The sequence below is a fragment of the Nocardia sp. NPDC051030 genome, from assembly GCF_040683015.1.
Taxonomy (GTDB): domain Bacteria; phylum Actinomycetota; class Actinomycetes; order Mycobacteriales; family Mycobacteriaceae; genus Nocardia.
The window spans coordinates 20,105-37,137 of sequence record NZ_JBFBCD010000002.1 but is presented as its reverse complement, the minus strand read 5'-3'; the positions used below and the strand labels follow the sequence as shown (position 1 = coordinate 37,137).

The window sequence follows — 17,033 nt, the reverse complement described above, 5'->3', positions numbered from 1 at the left end:
CGAATGTCTGGCTACGAGGCGTCGCGTGATCGGGTTACTGGCCGAGGGGGACGCGGCTGAAGAGGCCGTCGTGGGCGTCGGCGGCTTCGATCTCGTCGCGGGTGACGCCGAGGATGAACAGGACCGCATCGAGGAACGGGTGCGAGAGGGCGGCGTCGGCCACCTCGCGCAGGGCGGGCTTGGCATTGAAGGCGATGCCGAGGCCCGCGGCATTGAGCATGTCGATGTCATTGGCACCGTCGCCGACCGCCACGGTCTGTTCCATGGCCACGCCCGTTTCGGCGGCGAAGCGGCGCAGGGCAACGGCTTTGGCGGCGCGATCCACGATTTCGCCGACCACGCGGCCGGTGAGCTTGCCGTCGACGACCTCGAGGGTATTGGCCTGGACGAAGTCCAGTTCCAGCTCGTGCGCGAGGGGTTCGATGACCTGGCGGAAGCCGCCGGACACCACGCCGCAGCGGAATCCGATGCGGCGCAGGGTGCGAATGGTGGTGCGCGCGCCCGGGGTCAGCTCGATCTGCTCGGCGACCTCGTCGATGACGGAGGCATCCAGCCCGGCCAGGGTCGCCACGCGCTGGCGCAGCGATTCCGCGAAGTCGATCTCGCCGCGCATGGCCGCCTCGGTGACCGCGCGGACCTCTTCCTCGACACCGGCGTGCGCGGCCAGCATCTCGATGACCTCACCCTGGATAAGGGTGGAGTCCACGTCGAACACGATGAGCCGCTTGGAACGCCGCGCCAGACCGGCGCGCTCCACGGCGACATCCACGCTCTCCTTGGCGGCGACCTCGGAAAGGCCGGTGCGCAGCCGGGTTTCGGCGACGGGGTCGACGCTCGGCGCGGTCACCATGAGTTCCAGGCCGGTCACCGGATAGTCGGCGATGCCGCGAATCGAGTCGATATTCACGCCCTGCCCGGCCAGTTTGCGCGAGATGGCGCTGAAGGCGCGGGCGGTGACGGGGCTGCCGAGCACGACCACCGCATGCGTGGACAGCGGTGCGCCCGCGACGGAATCGGGGCCGATCTCCACATCGACATTCATGCCGACGGTCGCCATGGCGTCTTCCAGCTGATCCTGCAACGCTTCGGGATCGGTGGGACACGACACCAGCACGCCCAGGGTCAATCGGCCGCGAATCACGACCTGCTCGACATCCAGCAGGCTGACCGCATTATTGGACAGCGCCGCGAGAAGTACCGACGTCACACCCGGCTTGTCCGGTCCAGTGACCGTGACCAGAACCGTCGTGTCAGACGTGCTCAATCGAAACTCCATTCTCGCGACTGCAACGCACTCATTCTGTCAGGTCCACTACGGGCTATTTGCGTCGCCCGCTACCCCGGTGGCGGGGATCACTGGCTGGGCAAACGCAAACGCGGCACCCGTCCGAAGAGGGGTGCCGCGTTTCCATGCTTTGTCCGAGTTACTTGGAAGCTTTCTCGAGCTCGTGGACGGTGTGGGACTTGGAGCCCCAGCCGACATGGGCCTCGGCGCGCATGCGCTCGACCATGTGCGGGTAGTGCAGCTCGAACGCCGGACGCTCGGAGCGGATGCGCGGCAACTCGTAGAAGTTGTGGCGCGGCGGCGGGCAAGAGGTCGCCCACTCGAGCGAGTTGCCGTAACCCCACGGGTCATCCACCGTGACCACTTCGCCGTAGCGGTAGGACTTGAAGACGTTCCACACGAACGGCAGCATCGACGAGCCCAGGATGAAGGCACCGATGGTGGAGATCGTGTTCAGCGTGGTGAACCCGTCCGAAGGCAGGTAGTCCGCGTAACGACGCGGCATGCCCTCGTTACCCAGCCAGTGCTGCACCAGGAACGTGGTGTGGAAGCCGACGAAGGTCGCCCAGAAGTGCCACTTGCCCAGGCGCTCGTCCATCATGCGGCCGGTCATCTTCGGGAACCAGAAGTAGATGCCCGCGAAGGTGGCGAACACGATGGTGCCGAAGAGCACGTAATGGAAGTGCGCCACAACGAAGTACGTGTCGGACACGTGGAAGTCGATCGGCGGCGCGGCCAGGATGACGCCCGAGAGACCACCGAAGAGGAAGGTCACCAGGAAGCCGATCGACCACAGCATCGGCGTTTCGAAGGTCAGCTGACCTCGCCACATGGTGCCGATCCAGTTGAAGAACTTCACACCGGTCGGAACCGCGATGAGGAACGTCATGAACGAGAAGTACGGCAGCAGCACCGCACCGGTGGCGTACATGTGGTGCGCCCACACCGCGATGGACAGCGCCGCGATACCCAGCGTCGCGTAAACGAGGGTGGTGTAACCGAAGATCGGCTTGCGGGAGAAGACCGGGAAGATCTCCGACACGATGCCGAAGAACGGCAGCGCGATGATGTACACCTCGGGGTGTCCGAAGAACCAGAACAAGTGCTGATAGAGCAGCACACCGCCACTGGCCGGGTCATAGACGTGACCACCCAGGTGCCGGTCGTAGGCCAGGCCGAACAGCGCCGCGGTGAGCAGCGGGAAGGCCAGCAGCACGAGCACCGAGGTGACCGCGATGTTCCAGGTGAAGATCGGCATCCGGAACATGGTCATACCGGGGCAGCGCAGGCAGACCACGGTGGTGAGCATGTTGACGCCACCGAGGATGGTGCCCAGACCCGAGACCGCGAGGCCCAGGATCCACAGGTCCGCACCGACGCCCGGCGAGTGGACGATGTCCGACAGCGGGGTGTAGGCGGTCCAGCCGAAGTCGGCCGCACCACCGGGGGTGATGAATCCTGCGGTCGCCATGGTGCCGCCGAACAGGTACAGCCAGTAGCTGAACGCGTTCAGACGCGGGAAGGCGACGTCGGGTGCGCCGATCTGCAGCGGCAGGATGATGTTGGCGAAGCCGAACACGATCGCGGTCGCATAGAACAGCAACATGATGGTGCCGTGCATGGTGAACAGCTGGTTGAACTGTTCCGGCGAAAGGAACTGCATGCCCGGGCGCGCCAGCTCGGCGCGCATCAGCAGCGCCATGAGGCCGCCGACGAGGAAGAAGGACATGGCGGTCACCAAGTACATGACGCCGAGAACCTTCGGGTCCGTCGTGGTGACCATCTTGAAGATGAACGAGCCCTTGGGTCCCACGCGCTGTGGGTAGGGCCGAGCCGCCTCCACTTGACGGACTGGCTGTGGCTCTACGGCAGTCACAAATCCTCCTGAACAGGTGCCTTTATGTCGTTCGTACGCGGTGTCCACGGCGTCCGGGTTCGGCGCATGACGAACGACGGGGGCTAAGCGCTTCATGGATCGTAAACCGTGCTGCCACAGGGCTCGCGGGCTGGTCCTACTCTGTGTCGTAATTGGGCGCCGGGGTATGCCGCTGTACGCTGCCAGCCATGCCGGTGCGCGAGTCCGCTTCCACCCGAAACACGTTCGCCTCCACCTTCGCCCCTGTGCGACGTTTGCGCACCTGGGGGGTGGTTCTCGCCGCGAGTGCGGTGCTACCGGCGGGGTTGCTAGCCGGGTGCTCGAAGTCCACCGATGACGCCATGAGCTCGATTGTGCGCACCACCACGAATATCGCGGGAGCGGGCGTGGTGGGACTGGAACGCGATACGCGCCAAGCGTGCGCGCTGCCGAGCGCGGCCGATGCGACATCGAGTACGCGGTCGGTCACGACGGCGAACGGTTCGGTGGAGGTCCCGTCCGATCCCAAGCGCATCGTGGTGATCTCCACGCCCGCGCTGGACGCGGTCTGCACACTGGGGCTGTGGGAGCGAGTGGTCGGGGCCGCAACGATTTCCGGGGTCACCGGACCGACCGGGGAGCCGGAGATACAGCCTTCGTACTTCGGCACCGGCATTGCGCTGCTTCCGGCGGTCGGAACGGTCGGCAGCCTGGATGTCGCGAAAATCGCTGAGCTGAAACCGGATGTGATCCTCGGCGCCGCCTCGGACCAGGCATCCTATGACGCGCTGAAGGGCATCGCCCCGACCGTACTGGCCGGTGACGAGAACGGCTGGCAGGCCCAGTTCACCTCGCTCGCGGACGCGCTGGGCCGCAAGAGCGCGGGCGCCAAGGCCCTGGACGACTACCGCACCGCCGCGCGTGACGCCGGTGCGTCGGTGGCCGCGAATCTCACACAGGCGTCGGTACTTCGGTTCGACGCCAAGGACATTCAGGTGCAGGGCGGCAATAGCTTCGCGGGTCAGGTGCTCGCGGACACCGGGGTGCTGCGGCCGCAGGCGCAGCGCGGGGACTCCTTCACCGTCGGCACCGACCTGAGCAAGCCCGCCGACCGGAACAAGCTCGAGGGCGACATCATCTATGTGATGTTCAATGGCCCGGACGGACTGAAGCTCGGCAAGTCGGTCATGGGCGGGGACGACTGGAAGCAGCTCGGCGCGGCCGGTGACAAGCGGGTGTTCGCGGTCGAGGACACCATCTGGCACGGCTCGGGCGTCACCGCGGCGCGGGCGCTGGTGGACGATATTCGCAAGTCCCTCAATGGATATGTGACCGACTGAGCTCTCCCCGAATACACACAACCGCATACGTACGAAAGCCCGGCATCCGTGAATCGGATTGCCGGGCTTCGTTTTTCGGACTGCGCGGGGCGAATTCAGCCCTGCAGGTAGAGGTTCCAGGTGCCGTCGATGCCCTTGCGGCATTCGAAGGTCGTCCAGTCCGGGTGCGCTGGGGTGTTCTGCCCGTCGGCCGTGCAGGCCGCCAGGGTGCGGTAGTTGCCGTAGAACACCTCGGCGGCGTGCGCCTGGGCGGTTCCGGAGGCCACCACGCCCAGAGCCAGAGCGCCTGCCGCGAGAACGGACTTGAACGTCATGAGACGAATCCTTTCGTACGGCGACCGCCCGGCCGCCGTGTGACGAAGTTCATCATCTTTACCATGAACTTTTCATGATCCGCGGCGAACACACTGGTCGGGCAGCCGCCGTCTGCGTCGAGATGCGTTGCGGGACTAGAACTCCCAGTCCTCGTCCTCGGTATTGACGGCCTTGCCGATGACGTAGCTGGAACCCGAGCCGGAGAAGAAGTCGTGGTTCTCATCGGCATTGGGCGAGAGCGCCGACAGGATGGCCGGGTTGACGTCGCATTCGTCCTTGGGGAACAGACCCTCGTAGCCGAGGTTCATCAGCGCCTTATTGGCGTTGTAGCGCAGGAACTTCTTGACGTCCTCGGTCAGGCCGACCTCGTCGTAGAGATCCTGGGTGTACTCGACCTCGTTCTCGTACAGCTCGAACAGCAGCTCGAAGGTGTAGGACTTCAGCTCCTCGCGCTCGGCCTCGGAGATGAGCTCGAGGCCCTTCTGGAACTTGTAGCCGATGTAGTAGCCGTGCACGGCCTCGTCGCGAATGATCAGGCGGATCATGTCGGCGGTATTGGTGAGCTTGGCCCGCGAGGACCAGTGCATCGGCAGGTAGAAGCCGGAGTAGAACAGGAAGCTCTCCAGCAGGGTGGAGGCCACCTTGCGCTTGAGCGGGTTCTCGCCGTTGTAGTACTCGAGCACGATCTCGGCCTTGCGCTGCAGGTTCCGATTCTCCTCGGACCAGCGGAAGGCTTCGTCGATCTCGCGCGAGGAGCACAGCGTGGAGAAGATCTGGCTGTAGCTCTTGGCGTGCACCGACTCCATGAACGCGATGTTCGTGTACACCGCCTCCTCGTGCGGGGTCAGCGCATCCGGGATCAGGCTGACCGCGCCGACCGTGCCCTGGATGGTGTCCAGCAGCGTGAGGCCGGTGAATACCCGCATGGTCAGCTGCTTTTCGCTGGGGGTCAGCGTGGCCCAGGACGGAATGTCATTGGACACCGGGACCTTTTCCGGCAACCAGAAGTTGCCGGTGAGCCGATCCCAGACCTCGGCATCCTTCTCGTCCTGTACGCGGTTCCAGTTGATCGCCGATACTCGATCGATCACCTTGGTTACACGCATCGTCGTATGGATCTCAGACGTCAAGGCTCTACCCTTCTCAGCTCACCGGACCGGTTGCGACTTGCCTACTTCTGAACACTACTACTGGTGGCCGACATCGTTGCGCAGCACAACACCTTGTGTCTTCAAGGGGTTGCGGCGCTGTCCTGCAGGAACACCGGAAAGGGTGCGGCCGAGCACGCCCCGCATCGGAAAACTACAGCCGTGCAATCTGTCACAAGCGGCCGGGGCGGCTATGCGCAACCCCGGCCACCCACCCGCAGAAAGTTTGCCGATCAGATGCCGAGCACAATTTTCGCGGTCGTGAAGTAGATGACCAGACCGGTCGCGTCGACCAGCGTCGTCACCATGGGCGCGGAGATGACCGCCGGATCGATGCGCAGCTTCTTGGCCAGCAGCGGCATGGTGCCGCCGATGGTGGCCGCCCAGCCGCAGATGATCACCAGCGTAATGCCCACCACCACAGCGATTTTCGCGCCGACGAACAGGCCACCGATCACCATGCCGACCACGGCCAGCATGCAGCCGAGCACCAGGCCGACGCGGCATTCACGCCAGACCACCTTGACCAGATCCGAGACTCGCACCTCACCGACCGCTAGTGCGCGCACACACGTGGTCGCGGCTTGCGCGCCCGCATTGCCGCCCGCGCCGATGAGCAGCGGAATGAACAGCGCGAGATGCGAGGCCTGCTCCAGGGTTCCCTCGAACGCGCCGGTGACCGTGACCGTCAGCGTCGCCGCCACCAGCAGCAACAGCAACCACATCGCCCGGTAGCGGGCCAGCTGGAAGACGCCCGCGGCCATGTAGTGACCCGACCACGGCGTGGTGCCCGCCTGGCGGGCCACGTCCTCGGAGTCGGCGGCCTCGATGACCTCGATGGCGTCGTCAATGGTGAGCAGGCCGACCAGTCGGTCCTCGCTGTCCACCACCGGCAGGTTGATCAGGTTCGCGCCCTGCATGAGCCGAGCCGCCTTCTCCGCCGAATCCGTGGCGCGCGCGAACTGCGGCTCGGACTCGACCAGATCGGCGATCATGGCATCGGGCGAACTGAGCACCAGATCGCGCAGCTCGACCACGCCGATCAGCCTGCGGCCCGAATCCACCACCGGCAGCGTGTAGACGGTCTCGGCGTTCGAACCCTTGGCGCGCACCATCTGCAAGGCGGCCGCGACGGGCAGATTACGAGGCAGCGCAACGACTTCCGGCGTCATATAGAAGCCGACCGAACCCTCGGGATAGCCGAGCAGGATGGCGGTGATCCGTCGCTCTTCAGGACTCAGCCCGGCCAGGACCTTCTTGGCCACCTTCGCCGGAGCCTCACGCAGCATGCGGGCGCGATCATCGGGATCCATCTCCTCGACGAGTTCGCGGAAGCTCTGATCACGCAGGCCGGTCAGGATCTGCTGCTGGTCGACGGGCTCGAGCTCCTCGAACACGTCGAGAGCGCGATCCTTGTCCAGCAGCCGGAAGGCCATACCGGCCGAGACCGCGTCCATGCGCGCCAGCTCGTCGGCGATGAGATGCGGCGGATGATTGTCCAGCCACTCCAGGGTGGCGGCAACGTGGTGACAGTCGACGATATCGCGCAACGTGTCAGCCTGATTGCGCGGAACCTCGGTGGGCGACGTGCCGGGCCGCTCGGTGTGAGCGGGCTCGGGCAGCGTCGAAAGATCAGCGGGCAGCGTCGATACGACGGGCAGATCGGTCTGCGTCATGGCGGGAACCTCAGCCGTCAGGCGAGTCGAGGGTGAACGTGTGGAAACACCGAGTCACACCGCGAGGCACCACCCCGTCGCCCGGAGGAACTACCGGAAGGTGGAGGGGGAGGCGCCGCGCGGCCTTCGACTAGGGGGCTCGCTACGCATGCGACCCACCTCCTCGAAGCCGTCGTGCACCGATTGCATCACCCGCCGGATGCGGGTGTGAACGCAAAAACATCCTTGTGCAGGATAGCCTTATCTGGCGAATCCCGCGCGGGCGGGCAGGCGACATACCGGCCCGTGACCGGCGACACACCGACTGGTCCGACCGGCAGAACGGAAAGCACTCGACCCGGCGGGCGGTCCCGTGAGAGGGTCTCCGGGGCGGCTCCTGCTCACTCCGTATCCCTGGACATCATTTTCCGATCATTTACGGATAAACTGCCCCCCATAGCCATTGGGCACTCGACCAGCATTGGCCTACTGTCTGCCTCTGTGCGTGTTTTGGTGCTCGAGGACGATCAGCAACTCTGTCGTGAGGTGACCGATGGGTTGCGCTCGGCGGGGTTCGCTGTGGACCTCGCACACGATATTGCGGACGCGGATTTCAAGATCGCCATCAATCGCTACGACTGTCTGGTGGTGGACCGCGGGCTGCCCGACGGTGACGGCCTGGATCTGGTCGCCGGGGCGCGCAATGCCGGGCATACCGTGCCCGCGCTCATGCTCACCGGACGCGACGGGCTCAATGACCGGCTCGCCGGATTCGAGCAGGGCGCCGACGACTACCTGACCAAGCCGTTCGCGCTGCCCGAGCTGGTGATGCGGGTGCGGGCACTGTGCCGCCGCCGCGAACAGCCCACCGCCTCGCGCATCGCGGTGGCCGATATCGATATCGATCTCATGCGCCGGCGGGTCACCCGCAGCGGCATCATGCTGTCGCTGACACCCAAGGAATTCGCGGTGCTCGAACTCATGGCGTCCCGGCGCGGCAGCGTGGTGACACGCACCGACCTGATCGAATGCTGCTGGGACGAAATGGCCGAGCCCGCCTCGAATGTGGTGGACGCCGTGGTCGCCAAGCTGCGCCGCAAACTCGGTGAGCCCTGCGTGATCGAGACCGTGCGCGGATCCGGGTTCCTGGTGCCGGGCGGACCCGCGTGAACACCCACCGCTCCCCCGCCGTCGCCCGCCTGCGCCGGGCGCGCTGGATGATGACGGCGCTGGTCACCGTCATCACCGCCACGGCCGTGCTGGTACTGAGCTATGTCGCCGCCTCCATCGACGCACGGTCCCGCACCAATGAGGTCGACCGGCAGGTCGAACAGGTCGCGGGCGGGCTGGCGCGGGCCATCCAGCATGACGACAAACAGGTGCTGGACTTGACCACCGTCATCGACGATCGGCTGGCCCAGGGGTCCAGCGCGGTCATCGTGCTGGTGCGCGCCCCCGGCGAACAGTGGAAGCAGACGCACACCTATCAGCGGTCGCTCATGCCCAGCGACACCGAGATCACCACGCTCGCAACCCAAACCGAGGACCGCTCGGACGGGCTGCTCTATGAGCCCCTGCTGCGCACCACCACCGACATCTCGGGCCAGCAGGTGCGGGTCGCGGGCGTCCCCGTCTACTGGACCGACTGGGACAACACCGTCGTCATCCTGGCCGCCACCGAAGCCATGGACGAACCCGGCAAACACCGAATGCTGCTGTGGGCCTTGGCCCTCGGCGGCACCCTCCTGGTACTGCTCGCCACCGCCGCCGCCTACCTGCTGTCGGGCCGCAGCCTGCGCCAAGCCCTTCAGATGCTCGACGAACACGAACAATTCCTGGGCGACGCCGCCCACGAATTGCGCACTCCCCTCACCACTTTGAAACTCCTCACCGAATCCCGCCCCAAACCCGAGGAAGTCGAACACACCCTCGGCGAAGCCCGCCGCCTCGCCGACCGCATGGCCCGCCTCGTCACCGGCCTGCTCGCCCGAGCCCGAATGCAAACCGGCATAGCCGAACCCGAACGCACCCTCCTGCGCCTCGACCAACTAGCCGAAGCCGTAGCGGAAGAAGCCGCCGACGACCGCATCATCGTCAGCGCCCACCCCAGCGTCGTCGTCGGCGACCCCGCCCTCCTGAGCCTGGCCATCCGAAACATGCTGGAAAACGGCCTCACCCACGGCGCGGTCAACCGCACCGCCCCCGTGGAAGTCCACGTAGCCGAAGGCCGAGTCTCCGTCCGAGACCACGGCCCCGGCGTAGACCCGGTCATGTCCGCCAGCCCCTTCAACCGAGGTTCCGCCGGCCGCACCGGCCGCAACGGCATCGGCCTGGCCCTCGTCGCCTGGGTAGCCCAAACCCACAACGGCAACGCCTCGATAGAACCGGCCGCAGGCGGAGGCACCATAGCCACGCTCTGGCTCCCCCCAGCCGACCTCACCGCAGGCACCCCCGCCCGCATGTAACCAGGCGAGCTGCAGGGCTTGCCGACAGTTGCAGGCCTTATAACCCATGCAGCTGTCGAGAAGGCATGCAGCTTGTGGGTGGATGTGCTGGACTTGCCGGTGTGGGGCTGGAGACTTTGACGATGGTTCGGCATGGGGAGAGTGTCGGGAATGCGGCGTACTTTGCTGCGGTCGACGCGGGGGCGGAGGAGGTTGGGAGCGGTACTCGGGATCCTGATACGCCGTTGTCGCTGCTAGGGCGGGCGCAGGCGGTTGAGGTTGGGGAGCGGCTGGCCGAGCTTCCTGAATCGGCTGACGTGGTGCTCTGTTCTCCGTATTTGCGGGCGCGGGAGACTGCGGAGATCGCGCTCGGGGCGATGGGCACGGCGCGGGCGCGGTATGACGAACGGCTTCGGGATCGGGATACCGGAATCCTGTACGGCCTCACCGGACTTGGGGTTCGGCGTCGTCATCCCGAGGTGTATCGCGAGCGGGAACGCTTGGGCCGCTTCTATTATCGGCCGCCCGGTGGTGAATCGTGGACCGATGTGGGGCTGCGACTGCGGACGCTGCTGCCCGAACTCGACGGGCATGTACTGGTTTTCGCGCATGACGTGGTGATCGTCATGACCCGATACATTCTCGGGGGACTCGATGAGCAGACCATTCTGGAGATCGAGAGCAGTCAGTTGCCGAATGCGTCGATATCGCGTTGGGAGCGGGGCGAATCGGGGATGGAGCTGGTCGGGTATGGCGAGACCGCGCATTTGACTCTGTAGGTGCGAGTTCCGGCTGGTAACGGCCATGGCTTCGACCGTGGCAGAGATTTGTGATTTTTCACAATGTCCATGCCGTTTACCTGCGCCGCTTCACAGTCCGGACCAATCGGACCGTCCTGAGGTCACGGATGGGTTACGTTGCATGTCCGGGGAAGTCATACCGGGGGTGGAAGGAGCGGCCGATGTCTGTCGACATTCCAGCCCGTCCGGGACTGACCGTGTCGGGAAGTCCGATGTCCTCACCTCTTCAGGATGTGCGCGGTCTGGCACAGCACATGGTGGGGCATTTTGTGGAGACCGTCGCGCCCTGCGGGACGCTGCCCGACGATGCCATTCACGGCGATGTCACCTCCATCACGCGCACCTGCCTGGAATTGGCGGTCGGCATGCTGGACGGGCGCGATATTCCGGAGAAGACCAAGCGGCTCGAGCATGCCGCCGCGCAGTGGGCGCGCGAGGGCATTCCGATCGACACCATTCAGCACGCCATCCACGAGGGCTTCAAGATCGGCTCGGATCTGGTGATGGGCAATGCCATGTCCCGGCATCTGCGCCAGGACGGGCCGGATGGTGAAGCGGCGCTGGTGATCGCGGCCGCCGACTTCGACAACATCATGGACGGCGCGAAAATGGTGGTCGAGCTGCTCGATCGAATGACCACCGCCGTCGCGCTCGCCTATGTGCGGGAGTTGCGGGCCGTGGTGAGCGAACACCACACCGCCGTGCACACGCTCACGTCCGCTCTGCTGGGCGGCCACAGCACCTCCACCATGGCGCGCGAATGCGGTATCGAGATCGCCGACTCGTATCACGTGCTGGCCCTGTCGATTCCGGCGCATCCGGAGGAACGCGATCCCACCCTGGACGGGGCGGTGGTGGCGCGCCGCAAGCTGCGCCGCATGCAGGCCGAGCTCGCCACCCGGCACACCGGAAAGGTGCTGTCGCTCCTGAGCGTGGACGGCGGCACGGTATTGGTTCCCGCGCCGCAGATTTCGGACGATCAGCTCGACGAATTGATCGAGCAGCTGTCCCAGGCCGCCCGGGTGCCGATCACGGCGACCCTGGTTCCGGCCACGCCACAACAGATTCCGGATGCCGCCGATCAAGCGCATGAGCTGCTCGACATCGTGCAGCGACTACGCCTGATGCGCGGACTCTTCCGATTCGACGAACTGGCCCTGGAATACCAGCTCACCAGGCCCGGGCCGGGACGCGACCATCTCGGCTCGCTGCTCGATCCGCTGGACGAGCATCCCGAGCTCCAGGAGACGCTGCAAACCCACATCAGCAATAACCTGAACCGCCAGCGCACCGCGCGACTCCTGCACGTGCACACCAATACCGTGGACTATCGACTCAAACGGATCGGGCAGCTCACCGGCTTCGACCCGACCGAGGCGTCGGGCCTGTGGTATCTGCGCTCGGCGCTGGTGGCCCGCACGTATCAGGAAGGCTGAATCCGGCTCTGCGGCTCCAGGTCCAGCGGCTACCAGGTCCAGCAGTTCACGGGCGGGGTCTCACCGCGGAATCTGGCATCCAGCCAGGTCAACGCCGCCGGGATGCCGAGCACGGCGGCGGTCAGGTGATCCGGGACCGGCTCCTCCGCGGTCCAGAGCTTCACGCCGGAACCGCAGTACCGCCGGTCCGTGGCCAGGATCGCATCCACGGGGACCAGCCCGTCGATCGGTGAATGCCATTCGAAGACAGGCATATTCGGGACGCCGCCGAACAGCTCCAGGCTGTTCTCCTCGACCACGGCGCGGGCGGTCGGATCGGTGGACATGATGGTCGTCTTGGCCACGTCCACCGCGCCCTGCCCGGCTCCGGCGGCGAGAATGTCATTGGTGCAGCTATTGGCCAATTTGTCCCGGATGGCCAGCCCGTGCGCATTGAGCTGCTCGCTGAGCGGGAAGCGGTCCGGGTATTCGCGTTCCAGGCCGATACCGGCCGCCATGGCCAGCCCGAAGGCCGGATGCGCGCCGTAGCCCATGGTTTCCAGCATGGTCACCAGATTCATCGGCACCCCGCCCATGGCGGCTCCGGCGATGCGCAGTTCGGGTGCGTAGGACTGGGCGAGGGCGGCGGCCCACGCGGTCGCCATGCCGCCGCCGGAGTAGCCGGTCATGCCGATCGGGCTGTACTCGACCTTGAGTTCGGGCACGCGCTGCGCGGCCCGGATGCCGTCGAGGGTGATCTGGCCGCCGAGTTTGGCCGCGCCGTAGGCGGATCCGGGGCCCAGATGGTCGGGCAGCGCGATGCTCCAGCCGCGCTGCAACAGCACATTCCAGGCGGGCGCTTCCCGCATGATCAGGTTCGGGTCGGTGGTGTAGAGCGCCCGGGAAACGGCGCACTGCGCGCCGAGGCCATTGATGATCTGCTGCAACGAGAGCAGCGGTGCGTCGAATTTACGATTGCGCGGCGACAGCACGGTGGTGGTGGCCGCGATCGGATTCCCTTCCGAACCGGTGGAGCGGAATTTGATCATCGTGACGTCGATGTCCGGGAACTCGCTCAACGACGGCATGGTGCGCGTGGCGAGCACGTCACCCGGCTTGTGGTCGGCCAGGTCGGCGGGAGCGGCGTAGAAGCTGTCCGGATCGGGTGCGGGGTAGATCGGTTGCGCCACAGCGGAACCCGTCGCCAATGCCAGCAGGGCCGCTCCGGCCAGGGCCGTCGCCCGGATCCTCATCTGATCGCATTCCTCTCCGCCTCCGGACAGTTCAGCTGTCGCGCAGGCTCTCCCGGGCACACAGTATGGATGACGGGCGGTCCAGTCGAGAGCCTGCGGAAACCTTCCGAAAGGTCACAATGCGGGCCGGGTGGGCTTGTGATCGTTGCCATCGGGATTCCGGCGAGTAACAACGGGCCGAGCGTGGCGCTTGTGACTTCTCCAGCCGCGAGGTGGAACTTGTTGCGGTACCACCGGTTCCACTTACCTTCGGTTACAGGGAAACGCCGTCGCCGACGGGGTCGGCGGCGTCTTCCCCCGCAGCACCTGCACGAAGGAGTTCGACGGTATGTCCGGTTTATCCGAAGGTACGGCAAGGATCAGCAGCGTCAACGAGGCCCTCACCCATCGAGTCACCGTCTACTTCGGCGGGCCGGAGGATGGGGCCGAACTCGCCATGGAGTACGCCGCCACGTGGGCCGAGGCCTCCCGGTTCACCATGGACGCGGTGCACGAGGGGCTGACCGTGACGGTGGACGGACGGATTCGGCCGGGCCTGCGCCGGTTGCCGCGAATCACCTTGCGGCCCTGACACTGTGAAACGCGCGGCCTGGCGGGGCAGGCCGCGTTCGCCTCGACGCCTCAGCTGCCGCCGCTCGGTGCGAAAGCGGTAGCGATGGCCTCCCAGGCGGGGGCCAGCTGCGTGGCGAAATCCGTCCAGGCGTGAATTCCGGAGGGCTCGTAGTGGACCGTGGCCGGGATCCCCAGATGATCGAGCCGCTGGGCGAAATGATCGGTGCAGAGCCGGGATCCGGCCTCCAGGGCCACACCGCCGCCGATCGTCTGCAAGGCCGTCGCGATATCGGGCGACTGCGCAATGTCGGTGAGATCGACCCCATTCGGAATTCCGGAGGCCGCGGACAGATAGATCACCATGCCGCGCAAGGCCTCCGCACCCACCGTGCTGTCATGCGTGAGCCAATCCAGCGTGCCCGGCGGACCCCACAGATTCACCACATTGCCGCCGCGTGAGGCCACCGTCATGGTGGTGACGGCGCTGCCGGTGCCGTCCACGGTCGAATAGCAGCCGCTCATGCCCGCGGCCGCCTTGTAGAGGCCGGGATGGCGGTGCGCCAGCATCATCGCGCCCTGCGCGCCCATGGAGACGCCCGCGACGGCGCGGCGGCCATCGCTGTGAATGTAGGACTCGATGGTGCCGGGCAGTTCCGCGGTCAGGAAGGTCTCCCAGCGATTCCAGCCCAGCGCGGCATCGGGGCGCAGCCAATCGCTGTACATGCTGCCGGTGCCGCCGGAGGGCAGCACCACATCCACCGGCTTGTCAGCGAAGTAGGCCGCCGCCGAACCCTTGGTCAGCCAGTCCGAAACCCGTTCGGCGTCAACACCATCGAGCAGGTACAACGTGGGACGCGGTCCTTCCCCGGACCCGTGCAGCACGTCGACGGCGACGGTGCGATTCATGGCGGCGGATTCGACATACACCCGCTCCCAATTCACCCCGAACTGTTCGGTACGAACGATGGGCGCGGACACGGCATTCCGATCCGCCGGCTTCCCGGTGTCCGCCGCCGCCCCCACGGGCAGGCACGCCACCACCGCCAGCGCGGCGACCACTGCGGCCGCGCCCCTCCTCATAGCTCCGCCGCCGATCTGGGTAGCTCGACCAGTTCGTATTGCGCATTCGGCACGGTCGCTCCTCGAATCGTTTCCGGTTCGCGCACCGAACCTAGATGCGATCCGGCCCGCAGTACACCGTTTTCGAAGATCACTGGGCCCGATCACCGAACCTGCTACCCCGCGCCTGTTGCCCATCACAATGATCGGCAGCGAAAACACCGCTACCCGCCGGGCGAGACGCGAGGAACTCGACCGGCGGGCAGTCTTGCGGTGGGAAGGCGGCTTTCGCCGCCCGGCAGGTGTGAATCATGATCGAGGCCCGTCCAACATCCCGTCCAGAGCCCCGCCCGACCTCCAATACTCTTGTCGCAGTGCGCCTTCCGGTCCCGAACGTTGACCGCGCATCCGACCCGACGCCGAAACCACCCCGAGCGTATCCACGCCCACCCCCAACCACGATCCCCCGCAACACCTTCTGGACACTTCACAATCCCCACCCCGCATCCCCCGGGACCAACCACAGCCCACCCCACCACCCCGGCAACCCTCCCGCCGGTCACCCCGCCAACCCCTCCCACAAGCCCGCCACCTCCCTTGACACCCATCGTCACCAAGTAGAAGCACTCCGATCATCGATACGAAAAACAAGAGTTCTGAAAAAATTCAGAACTCTAGCTCTACACTGGGCGTATGCGGACAGGCAGCCAGCCATACCCGCGAATCTCTCCGGAGGTGGGCAATGGTTACCGAGGTCCAGTGGAGCGAGCTACAGCGCGATCCCAAGCACGTGGCACGCCTTGCCGATGAGGGCGATGTCCGGGTCTGGCGGCGTGATGGTGTGCCGCTGCTGCTGACCCGGGAGGACCGCGCGATGGCATCGTCCGAGGGATCGGTTACCGCAGCACGCGCACTGCGGAATGTCCTGATGCACTTGCCGCACGACCTCGCGGCGCGGGCCCTGCTGGACGAGTTCCCTTGGGTGGATGTCATGCCCGCACACGCACAGGCCGAGTTCGTGAAGGACTTCGCCCGTGCATTCCAGGCGTCGGCCGAGCTCGGCGAGTGGTCGGTGCTCACACAGACCATTGTCGAATGGCGCAGCACCGCAATCGTCTACGCCGACCCGGCGCTTGCCGCAGCACTGTCCGAACCGATCGAGGGCGATTTCGGACCGGTACCCAACCCGATGGGGGAAGATCCGGATGCCGGCGAAGAGGGGTGACCGGGTCGCGCCGCCTGGACGTCCTGGTGGCTGGGAGGCACGCTTCGCGACCGGGGCAGCAGCGAGCGGTTGGGAAGACCTGTGCCGGGCAGCAAGATCCAACACTTGGGAGGCATGGATCGCGTTGACCGAGCGGCCCACAATGCCGGAAAATTCACATCGCCAGCACCGACTCCGGGGACAGTACGCCACCCACCCGGTATTGGGCGTCCTCCTCGAGCAATGGCAATACGAAGTCACTGCCGGTGGTCGCATCTGGTATTGCCCTGATCCGGACAAGCACATCGTTTGGATCATGTCCGCTGGTTGCGGCCATCCGAAGCAGACCGAATAGCAGAACGGCACAGGACCTCGAGTTCCGTATCGGGCCGGGAGGATGTTGGACCCGGAATAGGCTCGAGGTATGGCGAAGGTGATGGTCCGCTTTCCAGACGAACTGGCGGAAGCGATCAGAGGCGAGTCGCACGGCAACATGTCCGCGTGGGTGGTCAAAGCATGTGAAGATGCCCTGATCCGCGCGGCAGTACGGAAGGAGCTAGACGTCGAACGAAAGTCCCCGTCCGCGTTCACGTCTCACGACGAGCGCGATGCGGAAATGGAGCAATTCCGCTGATGAGCCATCCCCGCGGCGAGGTCCGCGAACGATGCGGCGTCTCCTGAACCTCCCCTAGCTGTATCCGCCTCTAC

The 17,033-nt window shown here is 65.7% G+C and carries 15 protein-coding genes; 8 read left to right on the top strand and 7 right to left on the bottom strand.

Annotation, left to right across the window (positions count from 1 at the left end; all coding sequences use genetic code 11):
* Positions 1-34: 34 nt before the first annotated feature.
* A complete protein-coding gene (gene serB / locus AB0N05_RS04610) occupies positions 35-1,264 on the bottom strand; it encodes a phosphoserine phosphatase SerB (RefSeq protein WP_364687577.1) in 1,230 nt (409 codons plus the stop codon).
* Between the two features lie 160 nt (positions 1,265-1,424).
* Positions 1,425-3,161 carry a cytochrome c oxidase subunit I gene (ctaD, locus tag AB0N05_RS04605; protein ID WP_364687575.1) on the bottom strand — a complete coding sequence of 579 codons (1,737 nt, stop codon included), beginning with the start codon at positions 3,159-3,161 and terminating at the stop codon, positions 1,425-1,427.
* A gap of 188 nt (positions 3,162-3,349) precedes the next feature.
* On the opposite strand from ctaD, the gene AB0N05_RS04600 reads away from it, so the two are divergent.
* Positions 3,350-4,480, top strand: coding sequence for an ABC transporter substrate-binding protein (locus tag AB0N05_RS04600; protein ID WP_364687573.1), 1,131 nt, complete (start codon positions 3,350-3,352; stop codon positions 4,478-4,480).
* Between the two features lie 95 nt (positions 4,481-4,575).
* Here the strand turns inward: AB0N05_RS04600 and AB0N05_RS04595 are convergent, their stop codons facing one another.
* The 3 genes from AB0N05_RS04595 to mgtE form a co-directional block, all read right to left on the bottom strand.
* Complete coding sequence (locus AB0N05_RS04595) at positions 4,576-4,794, bottom strand: hypothetical protein (protein ID WP_364687571.1); 219 nt, start codon at positions 4,792-4,794, stop codon at positions 4,576-4,578.
* Positions 4,795-4,929: 135 nt separating this feature from the next.
* The gene (gene nrdF, locus AB0N05_RS04590) at positions 4,930-5,901 is read right to left on the bottom strand and encodes a class 1b ribonucleoside-diphosphate reductase subunit beta (RefSeq protein ID WP_364687569.1); all 972 of its coding nucleotides are present in this window, start codon (positions 5,899-5,901) and stop codon (positions 4,930-4,932) included.
* A gap of 275 nt (positions 5,902-6,176) precedes the next feature.
* Positions 6,177-7,619 carry a magnesium transporter gene (gene mgtE / locus AB0N05_RS04585; protein WP_364687567.1) on the bottom strand — a complete coding sequence of 481 codons (1,443 nt, stop codon included), beginning with the start codon at positions 7,617-7,619 and terminating at the stop codon, positions 6,177-6,179.
* 480 nt (positions 7,620-8,099) lie between these two features.
* On the opposite strand from mgtE, the gene AB0N05_RS04580 reads away from it, so the two are divergent.
* From AB0N05_RS04580 to AB0N05_RS04565, 4 genes are all read left to right on the top strand, one after another.
* Positions 8,100-8,768: a response regulator transcription factor gene (locus tag AB0N05_RS04580; protein WP_364687565.1), complete on the top strand. Its 669-nt coding sequence runs from the start codon at positions 8,100-8,102 to the stop codon at positions 8,766-8,768.
* Positions 8,765-10,063, top strand: a complete 1,299-nt coding sequence (locus AB0N05_RS04575; protein WP_364687563.1) for a HAMP domain-containing sensor histidine kinase — start codon at positions 8,765-8,767, stop codon at positions 10,061-10,063. Before AB0N05_RS04580 ends, AB0N05_RS04575 begins: the two co-directional genes overlap by 4 nt.
* A 65-nt stretch (positions 10,064-10,128) precedes the next feature.
* Complete coding sequence (locus AB0N05_RS04570) at positions 10,129-10,821, top strand: histidine phosphatase family protein (protein WP_364687561.1); 693 nt, start codon at positions 10,129-10,131, stop codon at positions 10,819-10,821.
* Positions 10,822-11,003: 182 nt separating this feature from the next.
* Entirely contained in the window at positions 11,004-12,278 is a 1,275-nt protein-coding gene (locus AB0N05_RS04565) for a helix-turn-helix domain-containing protein (RefSeq protein ID WP_364687559.1), read from the top strand.
* Between the two features lie 29 nt (positions 12,279-12,307).
* Here the strand turns inward: AB0N05_RS04565 and AB0N05_RS04560 are convergent, their stop codons facing one another.
* On the bottom strand, positions 12,308-13,510 hold the full coding sequence (locus tag AB0N05_RS04560) for a lipase family protein (protein WP_364687557.1): 1,203 nt from the start codon (positions 13,508-13,510) through the stop codon (positions 12,308-12,310).
* A 328-nt stretch (positions 13,511-13,838) separates the two neighbouring features.
* Here AB0N05_RS04560 and AB0N05_RS04555 point away from each other — a divergent pair, with 328 nt between their 5' ends.
* A complete protein-coding gene (locus AB0N05_RS04555) occupies positions 13,839-14,081 on the top strand; it encodes a hypothetical protein (protein WP_364687556.1) in 243 nt (80 codons plus the stop codon).
* Between the two features lie 50 nt (positions 14,082-14,131).
* Here AB0N05_RS04555 and AB0N05_RS04550 read toward each other — a convergent pair whose 3' ends face one another.
* Entirely contained in the window at positions 14,132-15,142 is a 1,011-nt protein-coding gene (locus AB0N05_RS04550) for an alpha/beta hydrolase family protein (RefSeq protein WP_364687554.1), read from the bottom strand.
* 721 nt (positions 15,143-15,863) lie between these two features.
* Between AB0N05_RS04550 and AB0N05_RS04545 the strand changes: the two genes are divergently transcribed.
* A complete protein-coding gene (locus tag AB0N05_RS04545) occupies positions 15,864-16,346 on the top strand; it encodes a hypothetical protein (RefSeq protein WP_364687552.1) in 483 nt (160 codons plus the stop codon).
* A gap of 403 nt (positions 16,347-16,749) precedes the next feature.
* Complete coding sequence (locus tag AB0N05_RS04540; RefSeq protein WP_364687550.1) at positions 16,750-16,959, top strand: hypothetical protein; 210 nt, start codon at positions 16,750-16,752, stop codon at positions 16,957-16,959.
* The last annotated feature ends 74 nt before the right edge of the window (positions 16,960-17,033 follow it).